Genomic DNA, 16,223 nt, shown 5'->3' with positions numbered 1-16,223 from the left:
TGTCCCGCCTCGCCGACCCGGACACGCTGCACCACACCCCCATCGGGGTGCTACGCAGCGTCGAACGGCCGGTCTACGACGCCGACATGTCCGACCAGCTGGAACGCGCCGTCGAGGAGAAGGGCAAAGGCGACCTCGCCGCACTGCTCGCCGGCCAGGACACCTGGACCGTAAACCCTCGTTAGGAGCTGGAACTCGAATGACGTACGTGATCGCGCAACCGTGTGTCGACGTGAAGGACCGGGCCTGCATCGATGAATGCCCCGTCGACTGTATTTACGAGGGCCCCCGCAAGCTCTATATCCATCCCGACGAATGCGTCGACTGTGGCGCGTGCGAACCGGTCTGCCCCGTCGAGGCGATCTTCTTCGAGACGGATGTGCCGTCCGAGTGGGCGCCCTACCTGACCGCGGACCGGGAAGTGTTCGCCGGCGATCAGCCCTCCGGAGCGAGCGACCATCCGCTGACGGCCGACCACAGTGTGGTGGATGCGGAGCCGGTCAGCGAAGTTCAGTGATTCCGGGGAGCTGCTGCGCCGTGGGGTGGTCCGGGCCTGGAGGCTCGGACCACCCCACGGTTCGTGTCGGCCCGGGATGCCGACCGGTCGGGAGTCAGCCGATCCGGAGAGAGGTCGTGCGGGTCGCCTCGTCGATGTCGGAGCTGCGGACCGTCACGGCCATCTGCCAGTCACCTGGAAAGGGCAGCTGGACCGCGGGGGTTGTCCACCGTCCAGCGCCGACGGACGACAGGACCACGCGCAGCGGGCCGACATCCCTGCTCGGCAGAGTGAAGGCCATCCTCACCTCGGCCACCCGTGCGGCGCGTCCATCGGCGTTGATGACCTCCGCTGTCAACTGAGAGGCGCCCGTATCGGGAGCAGAGCGCAACGACACCACGACTCGTCCTGAGGCATCGGGACCCGCGCCACCTGTGTCGTAGGGGACGGCGGTTCTGATGTCGGCGGGCCGCACAGAGCCGGGTGCGGCGACGGCCTGGCTGCGACCGGGCGCGGAGTTGGTGAGGAGCGTGGTGACGGCCAGGACGATGACCGCTACGGCGGTCTCGGCTGCGACGGAGCGCCGGAGTCGTCGCGGATCGTCAGGGTTGATGACGGGAGCAGTGTCCGCACGCTCCAGGACACGAACCGTGCCCGGAACGACCTGTCTGGACGGTGCGGAGCTACGTGCCGACGCGCTGGCGCGTTGCCTGACGAGATGGCGCCGGGACAGCGCCCCCAGGGCGACCAGCAGTACGACAGCGCCGACCTTGAGCAGTAGCAGCCGGCCGTATCCGCTGCCGGTCATGGCCCCCCATGAGCCCAAGCCGCGCCACGACTGATAGATCCCGGTGACGACGAGTACCGCGACGCAGGACTCGGCGAGCACGGAGAACCGGTCGACCGATGCTGCGGTCGGCCCTTTCGGGCCGGGGCTGGGCTTGAGCGTGACGAGCAGCGCGACCAGGCCACCGATCCACAGGCCCATCGAGAGCAGATGCAGGCTGTCGGACAGCAGGGCCAGCGGAACTTGAATGCCCTCAGCCGCATGACCGGCGGACGCCCAGTTCACCGCGATGGCGCCCGCCAGCACCACTCCCGCTGCCGTCAGCCCGCGGCGGATGTCCCGCTGCTTGCTCGCTGCCTCTTCCCGTCGTTCGTGGAGCGGGCTCAACTCACGTCCCAGCTGACTGCACAGCAGCCACAGGAAGGGGCCGACTGCCGCGAGGAGGACCATCCGCTGGGCCAGGGCGCCGCCGATGGGCGTATGAAGGGTGCCGGAGAGCAACGACGTGTCGAACATCTGGGAGAACGTTCCGGCGCTTTGGTAGGGCCCGCTCAGCGCCAGTGCACTCGCCGTCGCCGTGGTGAGCGTGATCCAGCCGGCCAGCAGCAGGCGGCGCACGCCGCGGTGGTTCGCACCCGCAGGCCAGCAGACGAGAACGAAGCCGGCTGTTCCCACGGTCAAGGCGTATCCCACATACCCGAGTGCGCGCGCCGTTCCGTAGAGCATGCTGATGGCGGGCGCCGCGCGTACGGCGGGCACGGACGCGGTGGCTGAGGTGTGCCCGAAGGCGAAGACGAATGCCCCGGAGATGATGTGTGAGTCTGCGGAGACGGCCCGCCAGGCGACGGTGTAGCTGCCGGGTTGGAGGTCCTCGCGCAGCGCGACGCGCCCGGCGTTCTGCTCACCGACCAGGTTCTGCGGGGTACCCGCGTCAACGCGTCGGCCATCGGGAGCGATAACGCGGATCGAGTCGTCGAACAGTCTGACGGACTCCCCGAAGACCAAGGTCACCTGCCGCGGAGCAACCTTTGCCACGGAGCCTGGCACGGGATCGGACGTCAGCAGCGCCGCGTGAGCCGAGGCGACTCCTGTCGCGGTGAAGAGCCAGCACGCAGCCGTCACCAGGAGCAGCAGGGCCTTGCCGACCATCTCGTTCCGATGCGGGCGCCGCGCCTGGGTCATCGTGTGCCCCGCCGCCGGACCACGCTCAGGGCCGCCGCACCGGTTGCGGCCGCGAGGCCCAGCACGGCCAGGACCCGTGCCAGCACGTCCGGAGATGACGACGCGGGCGTCACTGCCGCAGCACTGGGGCTCTTGGCCGGTGCAGCGGTCAGGCGCAGCACCGGGGCCGGATTCTCCGGCTCGGCTCCGGTTGTCGACGGTTGGTCGATCCAGCGAGCCACAGTGCCGTTGCCGTAGGTCTGCAGGACCTTGAAAACCAGGGCATCGCCGGCGGTGGGCAAGGGGCCCATGGCCAGTTCGAACTCCTCGAACTGGTCGATGCCGATGGCTCCTCCGGTCCACACCACCTTGGACACCGTCTCGGTGACCTGACCGTCGTCCGTGGACAGTGGGGTTTTGAGACTGCTCTTCTCCACCTGGGAGGACCACCCCGGCAGCGGTCGCGTACGGACCGAGGCAATCGGATGGTCAGTGGGGAGCACTACTTCCACTCGTGTCGTGGTCGTGTTCTTCTGCTCACTCGGTACGTGGAAGACAACTGAGACGTAGCTGCCCTGAACCGCGTGGTCCGGCTGCACCGTCACATGCGCGGCCGCGGCCGGAGCAGACAGAAGGAAGGCAGCGGCGGCAACAGTCGTAACGATCAGGGGACTGCGGTGCACGCCGGTACCGAAGAGTGAACCGGGCACTCGATGCACCGTCCTACCGGTAGATGACCAGGTCCTGAGCGGTAGCTCCGCTGAGAACGAAGGGGCGTTCGGCGATCGGCCGACCGGTGTACAGGCGAATGAGTGTCTCCGCGTCGGTCACCAGGTCCGCCACATACTGCTGGTCGGGCAGCCAGGTCCCGAGTTCCAGATCCCGGTCCGGCAGATGGGCGATCAGCAGCGGGGTGTTGCGTTGCGCACTGCACCTCGCCAACAGTTCCAGGGCATCGTCGGTGCCGGCCGCCGCATAGGCGGGTGTGAGATCCCAAGCCGCGCGGATGTCGCCTGCATGGACCCATTCCCCCAGCCCGATCACATCCAGCTGCCCGGCGGAGTTGCTGATGACTGGTCCCGCGGTCCCATAGCCGTGGTCCAGCTCGTCGATGATCCGGCTGATGGGCCAGTCCTGCCGATCGGTGACGTCGCGCTGGTTGCACTCGGGGGAGAAGTCGTGCACCTGGTCGAGGGTGATGCGGGTGAGGGCGGCCGAGCAGTGCGCCAAAAGGTCCCGTACGTTCCAGCCGGGGCATGCGGTCGGATGTGCGAACCACCGCACCGGGGCCGCGCAGAGGACAGGAATCAGGTCGCGCTGCTCGGTCAGCAGAAGGCGTTCGGCACAGGACGAGCCCGCCACGGCGATGGGCATCGTGCGGCCCCCCTGTGCATCGGAGGGACTGGCTGTAGGCAGGACTTCCATGGTCAACTCCTAGAAACAGGGCTGGGCTCCGGTGCATGCGATTCCGCCGCGCTGTTCGTCCCTGCCAGCATCGCTCGCAGCTCACTGGTGGCGGCAGGACCGTATGCCTGGGTGAGCCGTGCGGTGAGCTCCGGGAGGGTGGCCCGGTAGCTCTGCGGTCCGACGGCTTCCAGAGCGCAGGCCGCCATGGTGCAGCCCAGCAGCGCGGCCGCGCCCGCGTCCAGGCCGTGCGCTGTCGCAGCCAGGAAGCCGGCGCGGAATGCGTCACCTGCTCCGGTTGGATCCGTGACGTGCGGAACGGGAACGGCGGGTACGTGCAAGGTGGTGTGACCGCTGCGGTCGATGCGGACGCCACCCTCGCTCAGCGTGGTGATCCAGGTGCCGACCCGTTCCAGGACCGTACTTTCCGGCCAGCCTGTGCGCTCAAGGAGCAACGCCCGCTCGTAGGCGTTGGTGAACAAGTACCTGGCGCCGTTGACCAGGCCCTTGACTCGGTCGGTGTCGAGTGTTGCCAACTGCTGGGAAGGGTCGGCCGCGAACGGGGTGCCAGTGGCGCGGCAGGCGCGGGTGTGCCGCAGCATCGCTTCGGGGTCGTCGGGAGCGATCAGTACGAGATCCACCGGGCCCGCTGCCTCAAGGACCGAAGCGAGGTCGATGTCTCTCGCATGACGCATCGCTCCGGGATAGAAGGATGCGATCTGGTTCTGCGCGGCGTCGGTGGTGCACAGGAAACGAGCGGTGTAGGCATCCGGAATGGTTCGGATGTGCTGAGTGTCGACGCCATTGCCGTTCAACCACACGGCGTAGTCGGAGAAGTCGCCGCCCACCGCCGCGACAAGCAGCGGATTCAGCCCCAGTCGTCCCAGGCCGAGCGCGATGTTGGCCGCAGCGCCGCCCCGGCGTATGTGGAGGCTGTCCACCAGGAAGGACAGCGACACGTGAGCCAATTGATCGGCGATGAGCTGGTCACTGAACCGCCCGGGGAACGTCATCAGATGGTCAGTGGCGATGGAGCCGGTGACAGCCAGGCGCACAGCGTGTCCCTTCTGGTGGTTCACGGACGGATTCCGGCAGAGACATCGGCAGGAGGCGCTCGTTCCGAAAGTGGTCAGCGGCCCCGCCAGGCCACTGACACCGGCGGGGCCGCAGGCACAGGGGTTCAGCCGACGGGCAGGAGGTACCGCTCGTGGATGACATCCAGACATCGCACGTCCTCGATGTCGATGGCGTCCATGTCGATACTGCGACCGCTGAGCTGCTCCAGCAGAAACAGGAACTCCACGAAAGTGAGGGAGTCGATCAGCCGGTTCTCGATGAGGTCGAGGTCACCAGGTATGTCCTCACGCTCGGGATGGCGCTTGAGGATCCAGTCCTTGATCTGCTGCAGCGGTGCGTCCATGGGAGTTCTCCTTCGCTGAGGGGGCGGTGCGTGGGGGAGGGAATGATCCGGGGGACGCCGCCGCGATGGCGACCGCATAGGCTCCGTCGTGGCCGATGCTGATCCGTATGCCGGATACACCGGCTTGTTCTGCCAGCCTTCGCGCGGTGGACCGCAGGCTCAGGACGGGCTTGCCGCCGGGAGCCTTCCGTACTTCCATGGCGAGCCAGGGCAGTACGACACCGCTCGTGTTCAAGGTCTTGAAGGCGGCCTCCTTGGCGGCCAAACGGCCGGCCACGGAGAGGATGTCCAGACTCCCGTCGCGATGGCAGTCGCCCAGTTCGGCCGGTGTGAGCATGCGCGCCAGCACCTCGTCACCATGCTCGGCCAGCATGCGGTCCACGCGGCTGGTCAGCATGATGTCGACCCCGATATCGCCGGGCGGGCACTCGGCGCCGGGACCGTTCTCATCCCTGGGCAAGTGCCTGCTCCACGGCGGCAGTGGCTTCCGCCCAGCCGCCGAAGCGCCGGGTCAGGGCCGAGAGCCACCGCTCGAGGCCGAAGGCCACACAACTGGTGAAGACCGATTCGCCGTTCAGGGTGATCGCCAGTCGTTCGCCGAAGAAGTTGCGATGCACGTTGACCGAAGCGATGGCCAGATCCTCGTACAGGAACTCGTACTTCACCGGTGCCAGCTGCTGGAGCCGGGCCCGGGAGCCGCCGCAGTCGTAGAAGGGATCCGTCGCCGCCTCCTTGCGCAGGGGCAGCTCCAGGCGGGCCGCGAAGTTCTCTATCTGGGCGGTGAAGTGCCGTAGATGTTCCTCGGTGAACTCCCGGTCGCCGACTGCCACGATCTCCCGCATGTGGAAGCCCAGGAGACGTCGCAGGTCTTCGTACTGCTCCTCACGGCGGAAACATCGGCCCAATACCGTGACGCGTTGCGGAGCGTCGAGCTCCTGGCCGGCGAGGTGCAGATACACGCCGTAGCAAGCGGCCGACGGAAGGGCCAAGCGGGCCGTTTCCAGTGTCTGGGGGGCGAAACCGCCGCCGACCGGATCATGGCCGGCGTCCGGACCGTTCAGACGCAACGGGGCGGTGACCACGGCCTGGTGCGGGAAGTTCCGGTAGTAGTCAAGCTCCGCCAGCTGCTCGACCGGTATGAGCGGCGGCATGATCATGGGTTGGGCTCCGGCCTGGACACCCCAGGACTCGAAGGCCCGGTCGAGCAGGTACAGCAGTGCGGTCGCCTGCGGGCCGAGGACGGCGACGCCGGTGGGGGGCGCGGCCGTGGTCGACCGGGTGGACAGGGGAGTCATCGTGTTCCTTCCGCCGGGCGCGCCATTCAGGCCGCGTACAGCTCGGAGTCGGAGAAGATGCCGGTTTTGACGAAGAACGACACGGGCTTGCGGACTGCTTTGCGTTCCGCGGTGCGCCGGTACGGATCGGCCAGGATGCGGCTGCGCACCTGCAGAGGATCCGAGAAGCCCGCGTCCCGGTAGACCTGGGGGTTGTAGAACGACTGCAGGCTGAAGACGATGTACCGCTTGAGGTAGGCCTCCAGCTCCCTCAGCTGCTCCTCGCCGGCCTGCTCGCGGACCCGCTGGTACAGGAGCGAGACGAGTTCCCGCCCAAAGGCGATATGCCGTGATTCGTCGTGATGATGGATCCGGTTGACCTGCCGGATGGTCTCGTGCAGATCGCCGTCATCGGCCATCCGGGCGTTGTAGTGGTCGACGATCTCCTCGAAGAGCAGAATGCGGGCGAAGACGAGGAAGTTCTCAGTTTCGGCACTGCCCGCATCCTGAGTCTTGATGGAAGGGGTGGAATAGATCTTTCCAGCGCCGTAACGCCGACAGAACTCGGCGAAGAACCACATGTGCTCGTTCTCCTCACCGATGAAGTGGTGGAAGAACTCGGAGGGAACTTCGAACCCCGGCGTATGGATGCGCCTGATGACCTCGATCAGAAGCTCACGGATTCCGTGCACGTTGAGGCTGTAGAAATTGATGCTCTCCCATCGCGACAGCCGCTTCATTCCCTCCACGCCGATCTCGTCCTCGACCGGTGTGCCATGGGCGGTGATCAGTTCAGGAGTCATCCAGTAGGCGTTCTCCGGGAGCTGGTCCGCCCATTCGAACATGCGATACGGGTTGTAGTAGTCCTCGACGGACATGCGGCCGAGCCGGTCGAGGATTTCGACGAAGCGGTCCGGCACAGCGTGGTCGGTGATGGTCACGGATCCTCCGGAGAGCGAGGGGGCGGGCGGGAAGCGGCACGGTACGTCGGCGCGACGGCTAGGGGCGCGCCTCGTAGACAGCGCTGACCGGTGTCGCGTCTGCCTTCCGCCATCGCGTGAATCCGGCACTGCGGGCTATCTCGCGCAAGGTGTCCTCGCCCGAGTGGTTGCCCAGGGCGCGAGGGCCCTTCTGGGCGGCCGCGGCCGGCAGACACATCACTGCCGACAGAGCCATGAACAGCCGACCCGCCGGGTGCGTGTTGCGCAACGGGTCAGGGTCGGCGTTCGGCTCAACGATCATCCACGTGCCGTCGGTGGACAGCTGGGAGCGGATGTGGCGTGCCACAGCGTCGGGATCGCCGATGTCGTGCACGCAGTTGAACGTGGTCACCAGGTCGTATGGGCCGCCCTCGAACGCGTCCGCCCCGGCAGTCGAGAAGTCCACTCGCTCTTCGGGCAGGCCGCGTTGTGCCGCCAAGTCCCGGGCCTGCTCGATGGCCAGCGCGTAGTAGTCAAAACCCCGCACCTGTGCGGCCGGGAAAGCCTCAGCCATGAGGAACGTGGAGTACCCCACCCCGCACCCCACGTCCGCGATCCGTCCACCATCCTTGAGCCGGTCCTCTGCCGCCTCCAGCGCGGGTATCCACCGCTGAACAAGATGGGCGCGATAGCCAGGTAGGAAGTACCGGGCCAGGGCGTCGTCCAGCGTCCCGTCGTGCTCGTCCCATCCCACTCCACCGCCGTCCCGGTACGCGTCCACCAGCGAGTCCTCGCTGGTGTAGAGCGCGGCCAGGGCGGAGAAGAACGGCGCCGCGTGGAGGTCGCTGTCGCGGTCGGCGAGGGCCGGCACGTGCTCGGCCGGCAGCCAGTACCGCGCGCCTGCCGCGTCGGTGCGCAGATACCCGCCACTGACCTGGGCGTGCAGCCATTCGCGTGCGTACATCGGCTGGATGCCGGTCCGGGAGGCCAGCTCCTCGGCTGTGACCGGCTTCGAATCGGCCATCGCGCGATACAGGCCGAGACGGTCTCCGAGGGAGACCGTCAGGCCGCGCACGGCGGCGGCCGCATCACTTACGAGGCGTTGCTGAAATTCCTGGGCGGGATGGGTGTTCACAGTCCTCGTCTCGATTCCGATGGGGAATGGAAGCCTGCGATGACGCCTGGCCGGCGGCTCTTCGGAGACGCCCGGCGGCCGAAAAGTACGGTACCTCGGTAGGGTATTGGCTCGGCCAGGTGCAGTTGAGGTAGCAGTTCCACCCGTCCGCCCGGCTACCCCGGAAGGGGTGGCCACTCGGTCACCACCCGCCGCATGCCCTTGGCCCCGCGCGCGATGTCCTCAGCTCACCGAAGGCTCCGCGGTGAAGAAGAAGGAGCGGGGGACGTCGCGGACCTTCCGGGCGATCACCGGGTACGGCCAACGGCCGTAGGAGGCACCGGCTTCGCCCGGTTGAAGGGTCCGGGTGGTGTGCCAACCGCAGGAACGCAGGAAGTCCTCCGGCTCGTCATGGCCGAACTGCCAGGCGGCGCCGTCCTCCCGCAGAGCGCTCAGGAAGCCGCGCGCCATCGGATTGGTGAGCGATGCGCGGCTGGCCATGTCCCCTGCCAGGATGCTGCCGGGTGCCGAAAGCCGCAGCAAGGTGGCGAGCACGCTGCGAACGGCCTGCTCCGGAAGGAAGAACAGCAGACCTTCCATGACCCATACGGTCGGCTCCGCGAGCTGGAAGCCCGCGTCCGTCAGTGATCCGGCCCAGTCACCGGCGAGATCGACCGCTACGGCACGCCGCCGGCGACCCGCCGGCAGCGGGGCATCGGCGAGCTGAGCGCTCTTGGCCTCCAGCAGGGCGGGGCGGTCGAGTTCGTAGATCACCGTGTGCTCCGGCCAAGTCAACCGCCACGCACGGGTGTCCATTCCCGCAGCGACGAACACCACCTGCCGTGCCCCACTGCGCGCCACCGCTGCCAACGCCTGGTCGTCCAGGTACTTCGTCCGCAACGCCAGGAAGGGCACCGTTCCGGCGCCGGTATAGCGCTTGAGCAGAGCGAAACCGGTGTCACCGGCCAGCGTTCGCGCGAACGGGTCGTCGAACAGCCGGTCATCACGTTCGCTCTCCAGCGCACGAGCTGCGGCGGTCCATTGGGCTGTACAGGAAACGGCTTCCACGATCTGTGATCCTTTCGATGGTGACGCGGTTCCTCAGGCCCCCGCCGATGCTGGGCGTCGCAGGAAGAGACTGTGCAGCGTCATGCTGAATACCTGCCGCCCTGCGTCATCGAGCAGTTCGCAGCGAGGCTGCACCAGCCCGCGGTCCTTGCGACCCAGAACCGGACCCGTGCGCAGCACGGTCAGCCGTGCGCTGAGGGTGTCTCCGGGGCACACCGGCCGGTGATAGCGGATCTCGTCCACTCCAGGGGATCCCGCGCAGGCGCTGTCGCGCAGGAGACCGTCGACGTAGGCCCGCATGAACAGCGACGCGGTCAGCCACCCACTCGCAATCAGACCCCCGAAAGCCGAACCCTCTGCGGCGGCCGGGTCGGTGTGGAAGGGCTGAGGGTCATACCGTTTGCCGAACTCGATGATCTCTTCGGCGGTGACGGTCACTGACCCGAGGTCGTGGACATCTCCGGCGGCAAAGTCTTCGAAATAGCGCAAGATGAGCCTCCCAGGGACGGTTCGGGCGGGTCACAGACCGGACAGGGCATGTGCGAAGTCGCCCCACAGATCGTCGAAGTGCTCCAGCCCGACCGAGACCCGTACGGTGCCTTCGCCGATACCGGCCGCCGCCAACTCCTTGGCGTCCAATTCACGATGGGAAATGCTGGCTGGATGCAGCACCAGGGTCTCCACCCCTCCCAACGAGGGCGCCAGTCGGGCCAGGTGCAGGCCTGCGAGGAAGGTCCGGCCGGCTGGGCGACCGCCGGCCAGATCGAAGGCGAGCACCCCTCCGAAGCCGTCCAGTACCCGCTTGGCGAGAACGTGGTCCGGATGGTCGTCGCGGCCGGGCCAGTGCACCGCGGTCACCGTCGGATGCTCTGCGAGGCGGTCGGCCAATGACGAGGCGTTGGCGCAGTGACGTTCCATCCGCAGGCTCAATGTCTGCAAGCCGCGGATGGTCAGCCAGGCAGCGAACGGGTCGGCGGTGGCACCCAGTTCGACGGCATGCTTCCAGCACGCTTCGTAGAGCCCCCGGGAGGCGAAGACGGCAACGCCACCCGTGACATCCGAGTGGCCGCCCAGGTATTTGGTGCTGGAGTGGACCACGACGTCTGCGCCGAATTCCAGCGGCCGACACAGCAGTGGAGAGGCGAAGGAGTTGTCCACCACACTGAGAAGGCCGGCCTGTCGGCCGACCGCCAGTACTCCGGGCAGGTCGGGAATCCGGGTGGTGGGGTTGGCGATGGTCTCCAGATACAGCAGCCGCGTCGTCGGTCGGAGCAGATCCCTTACCTCGTCCGCGCTCTGCCCCGAAACATAACTCACTTCGATACCGAACCGCTCACTCAGATCGGTGAACAGGGAGTACGTTCCGCCGTACAGACAGCGTTGCGCGATCACATGGTCGCCGGTCTGCAGAGCCGACAGCAGCACGGCGCTGATCGCGCCCATACCCGAAGCCGTGGCCAGCGCAGCCTCCCCGCCCTCGAGTTCAGCCACTGTCTCTTCCAGCGCTCGCACAGTGGGATTCCCGCGCCGGCTGTAGACGAATGCACCGTCCGGACCGTTCATCGCCTCTGCCAGATCGTCGGGATGATCGAATGCGAATGCGGAACTCTGATAGAGCGGCACGCTCAGCGGCTGACAACGTCTCAGCGGGGGAGCCGAGACGTGGATGGCACGCGTCTGAGGATGCTGTAAACCAGTTCCGAGCCCGGAAGCCTGCTTGGATGCGTCGATGCCCACCATGGGTTCCATGCTGTAGAAAGTCGCGGGTTTCCGATAGGGAGACAAACGGTCACCTCGCCGCCTGATGGAACGTCAGGCCATTCGAGGTGCAGCGCAGTGACCGATCGGTCACACCATCCTCTGTAGCCGAACGGCAGGGAGAACGGCCATGGATCATCCGCAGGTACTCCACGACCATCAGATCGAACGCGCCCTCGTCATCACCGCACACCCCGATGACGTCGACTTCCTCGCCTCCGGAACGGTTGCGAAGTGGACTGCGAGCGGTATCGAAGTCACCTACTGCGTCCTCACGGACGGCGACGCCGGTGGATTCGACCCCGCCATCCAACGCGCCGATATTCCGGCGCTCCGTCGTGAGGAGCAACGCCGGGCCGCCGACATCGCCGGGGTCAAGGAAGTTCACTTCTTGGGTTACACCGATGGCGCCCTCGAAGTCACTACGAGTCTGCGACTCGACCTCAGCCGCGTGATCCGCCAGGTACGCCCGCAACGGATCGTGATGCACAGCCCCGAGATCAACTGGCCCCACCTACCGGATTTCCACCCCGATCACCGCATGGCAGGCGAAGCGACACTGCGCGCGGTCTACCCGGACGCCCGTAACCCCTTCGCCCACCCCGACCTCATTGAGGAAGAAGGCCTCGAAGCATGGGCCGTCGATGAGATCTGGATGATCGGTGCACCACATCCCAACCATTGGGTCGACATCACCGGGCATCTGGGCACCAAGATGGAGGCGCTGTACGCCCACACCTCTCAGACGGCACACATCGACGATCTGGAAAACACCATCCGGGGGCGTCTGGCCCTGCAGGCCACGGCGGCCGGCTGGCCCGATGGGCGCCTTGCCGAGGCATTTCACGTCGTGACCACCCTTTAGCGCGACGATCGCCAGAAGGGATCTCGGCCGAACCCGGTGAGTACCGCGAGGGTCGCGTGACGGGGACTGGAGGGCGCGCTGGAGGCCGGGACGACCGTGGTCATACCCTCCTCGGGCACCTGGACCGATGCCACACCCCGGGCTTGACTCGCCCTTGCCTCTCACAGGCATCTCACGGATGAGGCATCACGGAGTGGGACGCGTCGTCATGGCGGTACCCGTGGCACAGGACCTGACCTGGGCGATCCGGACTGCACCGGACCACCAGACACGGTCCGTCAGGCTTGGACGAACGCTGGGGGTCAAGGGGTCGCAGGTTCAAATCCTGTCGTCCCGACGGTGCTGAAAGGCCCGCTGGTTGGGAGAAGTCCCAGGTCAGCGGGCCTTTTGCGTTGCTCTGACTAGGCGTCAAAGTGACAGCCCATCAGATGCTTGGGGACCAGCTGGGGACGGTGCTGAGGAAGAAACACCTGATCAGGCCCTGTTTGCTTGGGGGCCATGATCGCGAATGGTTACTCCTGCATTGTCCGGTTTCTACAAGACCCGCAGGGTCGCGGCGAGCGGGTCCGAGGGCCCGGGGGCTCCGGCCAGGTGGGCGCTGAGCGATCGTCCGGCGGCGACGATGGCTTGTAGGTCGGGGTGGAGGTAGGGCTGGGTGGTGAGCAGCGAGCCGTGGCCGGCGATGAGCCGCAGGACGTGCAGTGGCACCCCGGCGTCGGCCATCCAGGTCAGCCCGGTGTGGCGCAGGCTGTGACGGCGCAGCTTTTCGTGGCCCAGTGAGCTGACGACTTGGTCCCAGTGGGTGGCATCGCGCAGGACGGCGGTGGTGATGCGTCCGCCGCGCGGGCCGGTGAACAGCCGGGCGTCGGGGTCGGGGCCGGCGGCCAGCAGGCGTTGCGCGATCAAGGGCCGCACTTCCTCGATGAGCGGGACGCGGCGGGCCGCTTTTGCCCTTGGTGCCCTTGTCGGCGAGCCCGCCGGGGGAGGGGGTGGTCTGGCGGCGCACGGTCCAGATCCAGTTGACCGGGTCGATGTCCTTGACTCGCACGCCGGATGCCTCGCCGATGCGGGCGGCGGTGCAGGCCATGAAGATCACCACGCTGCCCCATCCGGCGAAGTTCCCGTGGGAGCGTGCCACCAGCGCTGCGGCCAGGGCGGTGAGCGCCGCCCAGTCGGGCAGGGCCAGGGTGCGGGGGTCGTCGAGTTCGTCCTCGGCCTGCTTGTAGGCCGACTGCCAGCCCACGATGCGCGCGGGGTTGCGCGCGATGATGCCGTCCCGCACGGCCTGCTCCATCACCCGCACCAGGACTGCCAGGCTGTTCTTGACGGTGGAGCGCCCGCACTCGTCCGCGATCCACCCGTACACGCTGCGGTCCACCGCACCATTGCTGATCATCGCGACCGGGATGTGGCCCAAGCTGGGCACCACTCTCAGTCGCCATCCGGCCAGATAGGGGTCGGTGGTCTTGGCCTCCAAGCCGCGCAGCGCGAGGGTCATGTTGGCGTTCCCGAAGTCGGACAGCGACTGATTCGAGCGGGTCGGGTCGATTCCGCGCAGGGCCGCAGCCAATAGCGCGTCGATCCACTCCTGCGCTTCCTCGACGCTGGCCCTGGCTTCCGACAGGGACCGGCGTTTGCCGGTATGGGGATCGGTCCAGCGCACGCGCGCCCGGTAGGGAAACGGCCGGTTCGCACGGTGCTCGATATCGGCCGACAACGCCACGGCGATCGGCAATTGCTCTATGTAGGGCATCAGGCCGCCTGCGCGGGGTCGATGCGGCGACCAGCCAGCCACCGTTCGACGTCGGCGGCGCCGTACATCACCACCCGCTCCGACAAACGGACGAAAGGCGGTCCCTGCGGGGGTCGGGCAGTCCTCCATCGGCGGACCGAGGAGGCGTCCACCCGCAGCAGGCGCGCTATCTCCCCGGTCGTGTACCACCCGTCGGCCAATAGGCCGGGCGAGGGCTCATCATGCCTGGGACGGCGAATTTCGGTGGTCGGTGTGTTTGGACGCATGGACTTCCCGGCGGTTGGAGGGTCAGGGCTGGGTGCGACAACCGGTCGAGGATTTCGAGAGGCTGCAGGGCGGAAATTGCTCAGGGCGCCGGGCTGTGCTCGGGCAAGACACAACATTAAACAGAAGGCGCAGGAAGTCCAGCCGGATTGTTGCTAGTTCTCTTACGGAGAACGCTGGTACCCGTCAGTGCATCCTAAACGGCGTAAAGAGACCCCTTGTGTAGGTAGGTCTACCTTGATGGCTTGATGAATCCTGGCGGTATTTTCGGAGTCCTGGATTGGCCCCGGAGCAGGCTCCGAAGGAGCCCTGGGCGTGGTGAGCGCTGCAGGCGGCGCTGCGTTATGTAGGGATGGCCGTACTGGCGGGGTCCCGCGACGTGGGCAGGCCGTGCCGCTGGGCCATCAATGATCCGTAGTATCGCCGGTTTGGCTAACCGGCGATCCCGCGCTATGTTGCTGATCCTCGAAGGGTTTGCGCGCACAACTATGCGGCCGTGCTTCAGCAGTTCCGGGGAAGGCCGAAGTCCAAAGGTCGCTTCGTGGACCGCAGGGGGTGCGGAAGGAAGCATCGGCCATGATGGCCACGGCCGCTCTACTGCCCGAAGCCGCATGGGCCGCCGATGAGAACGGACTGGGCCAGCATCAGGTCACTCTCTCGCGCGGACCACGTGCCTCCAGCCCACGTACCCTCGACTGTGCCGATGTCGAGATCGCCGGGCTGCGGAAGCAGCGTCCGAGCCGTCCCCCTGTGCTAAAAGGCAGACCTGGAGCTTCCCCGGCAGAATGTCCACCCACTCCGATGCTGGTCGGCACAAAAGGGAGCGTGACGGAGGTCCAGTCACGTCTTGCCGAGGTCGAGGCGGATATCCAGAACCGCATCGAGGCCCACATGGAGACCATCCGGGGACCCGCTTCCTGGGAAGCGGGAGCACACCGGACCGCTATTTGGCGGGCAGATCGGCTCATTGAGGATCCACGAGATCGGCGCCCCTGTGGGTTGTTGAGGCACGTTCAGCCAGTGCGGAGATGCGATCTTCCTCTGTCTCGGTGAGGCCAGATTCTCCGCCGGTGTGAAGCTGATCGGGTGGCGTTCGTCGTGAAGTTGTCCAGCTGACGGCTTTGACCTGGAGTGATGTCGCTGAACGGGGCTCTTGCCTGGGCGGATCCGTCTTTCTGGATCTTTCAGACTCGTGCCCGGTTGTGCAGTTGATACTCCCCACGCGCTCCCCAGAGGCGCTCGCACTCCCCAAATTCTCCCCAAGAGGTACTGCCGTAGGAGCATCGCCTGTCCCGTCTGGCGGTGCAGGTGTGGGTCGTGCCGGTTCGCTTTGCGTAAGCGCTCAGAGGAGGTGTCCGCATTCGCCCAGTCAGATGTCGCGGAAGTGACCACGCGAGTCCGTGACCTGCCGGAATGGCAGGCTGCTGGGCGCCGACCAGCGAATATGGTCTTTCGGTTGTTTCACGGTAATGCCCGTTGATGCGGCCGGAAGTCCCAGAAAAGTCCCAGTGGGGTCCCAGGGTCGGTGGCCATTCTTGGGGCTCTGCGCAGTGGTCGAGGCTGCATCTGGGCTGGGGTTCGTGCATCGGTGCTCGGCCTGGAACGAACGGCATCGTACGTGTCTGCAGCAGCTCGACGCTGGGGCAGACAGCTTGCTGGCTGCGCGGGCATGGCAGTTACCGGTTGGTTCATGGCGTCGGCGAGGTCATCCTCGAACTACCCCCGCTCGCGCGGGAAGACCCGCTGCAGACCCTCCATCTCGATCTCGTCGATCGGACCAACCACGTGCACACGGGAAGACCAGGTGAGCAGGGCCGCGTGAGCCTGTTAAATACGGACCACCCCTGCTCGCATGGGAAGACCGTTCGCCCGGCGGGCTCGTCCGGACAGACGTCCGGACCACCCCCGCTCGCGCGGGGAGACCTTGATTCCTAATGCG

17 protein-coding genes and 1 pseudogene are annotated in these 16,223 nt (G+C 66.7%); 4 read left to right on the top strand and 14 right to left on the bottom strand.

Annotation, left to right across the window (positions count from 1 at the left end; all coding sequences use genetic code 11):
• Positions 1–185, top strand: a pseudogene (locus O3W51_RS39865) (2-oxoacid:ferredoxin oxidoreductase subunit beta); the annotation flags it as partial.
• A 14-nt stretch (positions 186–199) separates the two neighbouring features.
• Positions 200–517: a ferredoxin gene (fdxA, locus tag O3W51_RS39860; RefSeq protein WP_138359213.1), complete on the top strand. Its 318-nt coding sequence runs from the start codon at positions 200–202 to the stop codon at positions 515–517.
• A gap of 94 nt (positions 518–611) precedes the next feature.
• Here fdxA and O3W51_RS39855 read toward each other — a convergent pair whose 3' ends face one another.
• From O3W51_RS39855 to O3W51_RS39800, 12 genes are all read right to left on the bottom strand, one after another.
• A complete protein-coding gene (locus O3W51_RS39855) occupies positions 612–2,465 on the bottom strand; it encodes a copper resistance CopC/CopD family protein (protein ID WP_138359211.1) in 1,854 nt (617 codons plus the stop codon).
• The gene (locus O3W51_RS39850; RefSeq protein WP_244809903.1) at positions 2,462–3,043 is read right to left on the bottom strand and encodes a YcnI family protein; all 582 of its coding nucleotides are present in this window, start codon (positions 3,041–3,043) and stop codon (positions 2,462–2,464) included. Before O3W51_RS39850 ends, O3W51_RS39855 begins: the two co-directional genes overlap by 4 nt.
• Before the next feature lie 124 nt (positions 3,044–3,167).
• Positions 3,168–3,818 (bottom strand): maleylpyruvate isomerase family mycothiol-dependent enzyme, encoded by a 651-nt coding sequence (locus O3W51_RS39845; protein WP_269288722.1) that lies wholly within the window; start codon positions 3,816–3,818, stop codon positions 3,168–3,170.
• A 53-nt stretch (positions 3,819–3,871) separates the two neighbouring features.
• Positions 3,872–4,903, bottom strand: a complete 1,032-nt coding sequence (locus tag O3W51_RS39840; RefSeq protein WP_138359205.1) for a carbohydrate kinase family protein — start codon at positions 4,901–4,903, stop codon at positions 3,872–3,874.
• A 125-nt stretch (positions 4,904–5,028) separates the two neighbouring features.
• Complete coding sequence (locus O3W51_RS39835; protein WP_138359203.1) at positions 5,029–5,268, bottom strand: acyl carrier protein; 240 nt, start codon at positions 5,266–5,268, stop codon at positions 5,029–5,031.
• On the bottom strand, positions 5,210–5,728 hold the full coding sequence (locus tag O3W51_RS39830; RefSeq protein ID WP_269288721.1) for a holo-ACP synthase: 519 nt from the start codon (positions 5,726–5,728) through the stop codon (positions 5,210–5,212). Before O3W51_RS39830 ends, O3W51_RS39835 begins: the two co-directional genes overlap by 59 nt.
• The gene (locus O3W51_RS39825; protein WP_269288720.1) at positions 5,715–6,563 is read right to left on the bottom strand and encodes a tRNA ligase subunit PheS family protein; all 849 of its coding nucleotides are present in this window, start codon (positions 6,561–6,563) and stop codon (positions 5,715–5,717) included. The genes O3W51_RS39830 and O3W51_RS39825 overlap by 14 nt, the downstream gene beginning before the upstream one ends.
• Positions 6,564–6,589: 26 nt before the next feature.
• Entirely contained in the window at positions 6,590–7,483 is an 894-nt protein-coding gene (locus tag O3W51_RS39820) for a diiron oxygenase (protein WP_269288718.1), read from the bottom strand.
• Between the two features lie 58 nt (positions 7,484–7,541).
• On the bottom strand, positions 7,542–8,597 hold the full coding sequence (locus O3W51_RS39815; RefSeq protein ID WP_269288717.1) for a class I SAM-dependent methyltransferase: 1,056 nt from the start codon (positions 8,595–8,597) through the stop codon (positions 7,542–7,544).
• A 222-nt stretch (positions 8,598–8,819) separates the two neighbouring features.
• Positions 8,820–9,644: a class I SAM-dependent methyltransferase gene (locus O3W51_RS39810; RefSeq protein WP_269288716.1), complete on the bottom strand. Its 825-nt coding sequence runs from the start codon at positions 9,642–9,644 to the stop codon at positions 8,820–8,822.
• 33 nt (positions 9,645–9,677) lie between these two features.
• Positions 9,678–10,133: a MaoC family dehydratase gene (locus O3W51_RS39805; protein ID WP_138359193.1), complete on the bottom strand. Its 456-nt coding sequence runs from the start codon at positions 10,131–10,133 to the stop codon at positions 9,678–9,680.
• A 30-nt stretch (positions 10,134–10,163) separates the two neighbouring features.
• Positions 10,164–11,384 (bottom strand): trans-sulfuration enzyme family protein, encoded by a 1,221-nt coding sequence (locus O3W51_RS39800; protein ID WP_138359191.1) that lies wholly within the window; start codon positions 11,382–11,384, stop codon positions 10,164–10,166.
• A 148-nt stretch (positions 11,385–11,532) separates the two neighbouring features.
• Here O3W51_RS39800 and O3W51_RS39795 point away from each other — a divergent pair, with 148 nt between their 5' ends.
• Positions 11,533–12,267, top strand: coding sequence for a PIG-L deacetylase family protein (locus O3W51_RS39795; protein ID WP_138359189.1), 735 nt, complete (start codon positions 11,533–11,535; stop codon positions 12,265–12,267).
• Between the two features lie 534 nt (positions 12,268–12,801).
• Here O3W51_RS39795 and O3W51_RS39790 read toward each other — a convergent pair.
• Positions 12,802–13,173 (bottom strand): site-specific integrase, encoded by a 372-nt coding sequence (locus O3W51_RS39790; RefSeq protein WP_269288715.1) that lies wholly within the window; start codon positions 13,171–13,173, stop codon positions 12,802–12,804.
• A 350-nt stretch (positions 13,174–13,523) separates the two neighbouring features.
• Here O3W51_RS39790 and O3W51_RS39785 point away from each other — a divergent pair, with 350 nt between their 5' ends.
• The gene (locus O3W51_RS39785) at positions 13,524–13,721 is read left to right on the top strand and encodes a hypothetical protein (RefSeq protein ID WP_269288714.1); all 198 of its coding nucleotides are present in this window, start codon (positions 13,524–13,526) and stop codon (positions 13,719–13,721) included.
• Between the two features lie 298 nt (positions 13,722–14,019).
• Here O3W51_RS39785 and O3W51_RS39780 read toward each other — a convergent pair whose 3' ends face one another.
• Positions 14,020–14,286 carry a helix-turn-helix transcriptional regulator gene (locus tag O3W51_RS39780; protein ID WP_269288713.1) on the bottom strand — a complete coding sequence of 89 codons (267 nt, stop codon included), beginning with the start codon at positions 14,284–14,286 and terminating at the stop codon, positions 14,020–14,022.
• Between the last annotated feature and the right edge of the window lie 1,937 nt (positions 14,287–16,223).

It is taken from the genome of Streptomyces sp. H39-C1 (assembly GCF_027158125.1).
In the GTDB taxonomy this organism is placed as follows: Bacteria; Actinomycetota; Actinomycetes; order Streptomycetales; family Streptomycetaceae; genus Actinacidiphila; species Actinacidiphila fildesensis.
This window is presented reverse-complemented; position numbering and strand designations above follow the sequence as displayed.

Excerpts from the sequence above, each read along its gene's own strand:
- fdxA (WP_138359213.1), top strand. The coding sequence starts at position 200 with ATGACGTACGTGATCGCGCAACCGTGTGTCGACGTGAAGGACCGGGCC.
- O3W51_RS39855 (WP_138359211.1), bottom strand. The coding sequence starts at position 2,465 with ATGACCCAGGCGCGGCGCCCGCATCGGAACGAGATGGTCGGCAAGGCC.
- O3W51_RS39845 (WP_269288722.1), bottom strand. The coding sequence starts at position 3,818 with ATGCCCATCGCCGTGGCGGGCTCGTCCTGTGCCGAACGCCTTCTGCTG.
- O3W51_RS39835 (WP_138359203.1), bottom strand. The coding sequence starts at position 5,268 with ATGGACGCACCGCTGCAGCAGATCAAGGACTGGATCCTCAAGCGCCAT.
- O3W51_RS39825 (WP_269288720.1), bottom strand. The coding sequence starts at position 6,563 with ATGACTCCCCTGTCCACCCGGTCGACCACGGCCGCGCCCCCCACCGGC.
- O3W51_RS39800 (WP_138359191.1), bottom strand. The coding sequence starts at position 11,384 with ATGGTGGGCATCGACGCATCCAAGCAGGCTTCCGGGCTCGGAACTGGT.
- O3W51_RS39795 (WP_138359189.1), top strand. The coding sequence starts at position 11,533 with ATGGATCATCCGCAGGTACTCCACGACCATCAGATCGAACGCGCCCTC.
- O3W51_RS39780 (WP_269288713.1), bottom strand. The coding sequence starts at position 14,286 with ATGCGTCCAAACACACCGACCACCGAAATTCGCCGTCCCAGGCATGAT.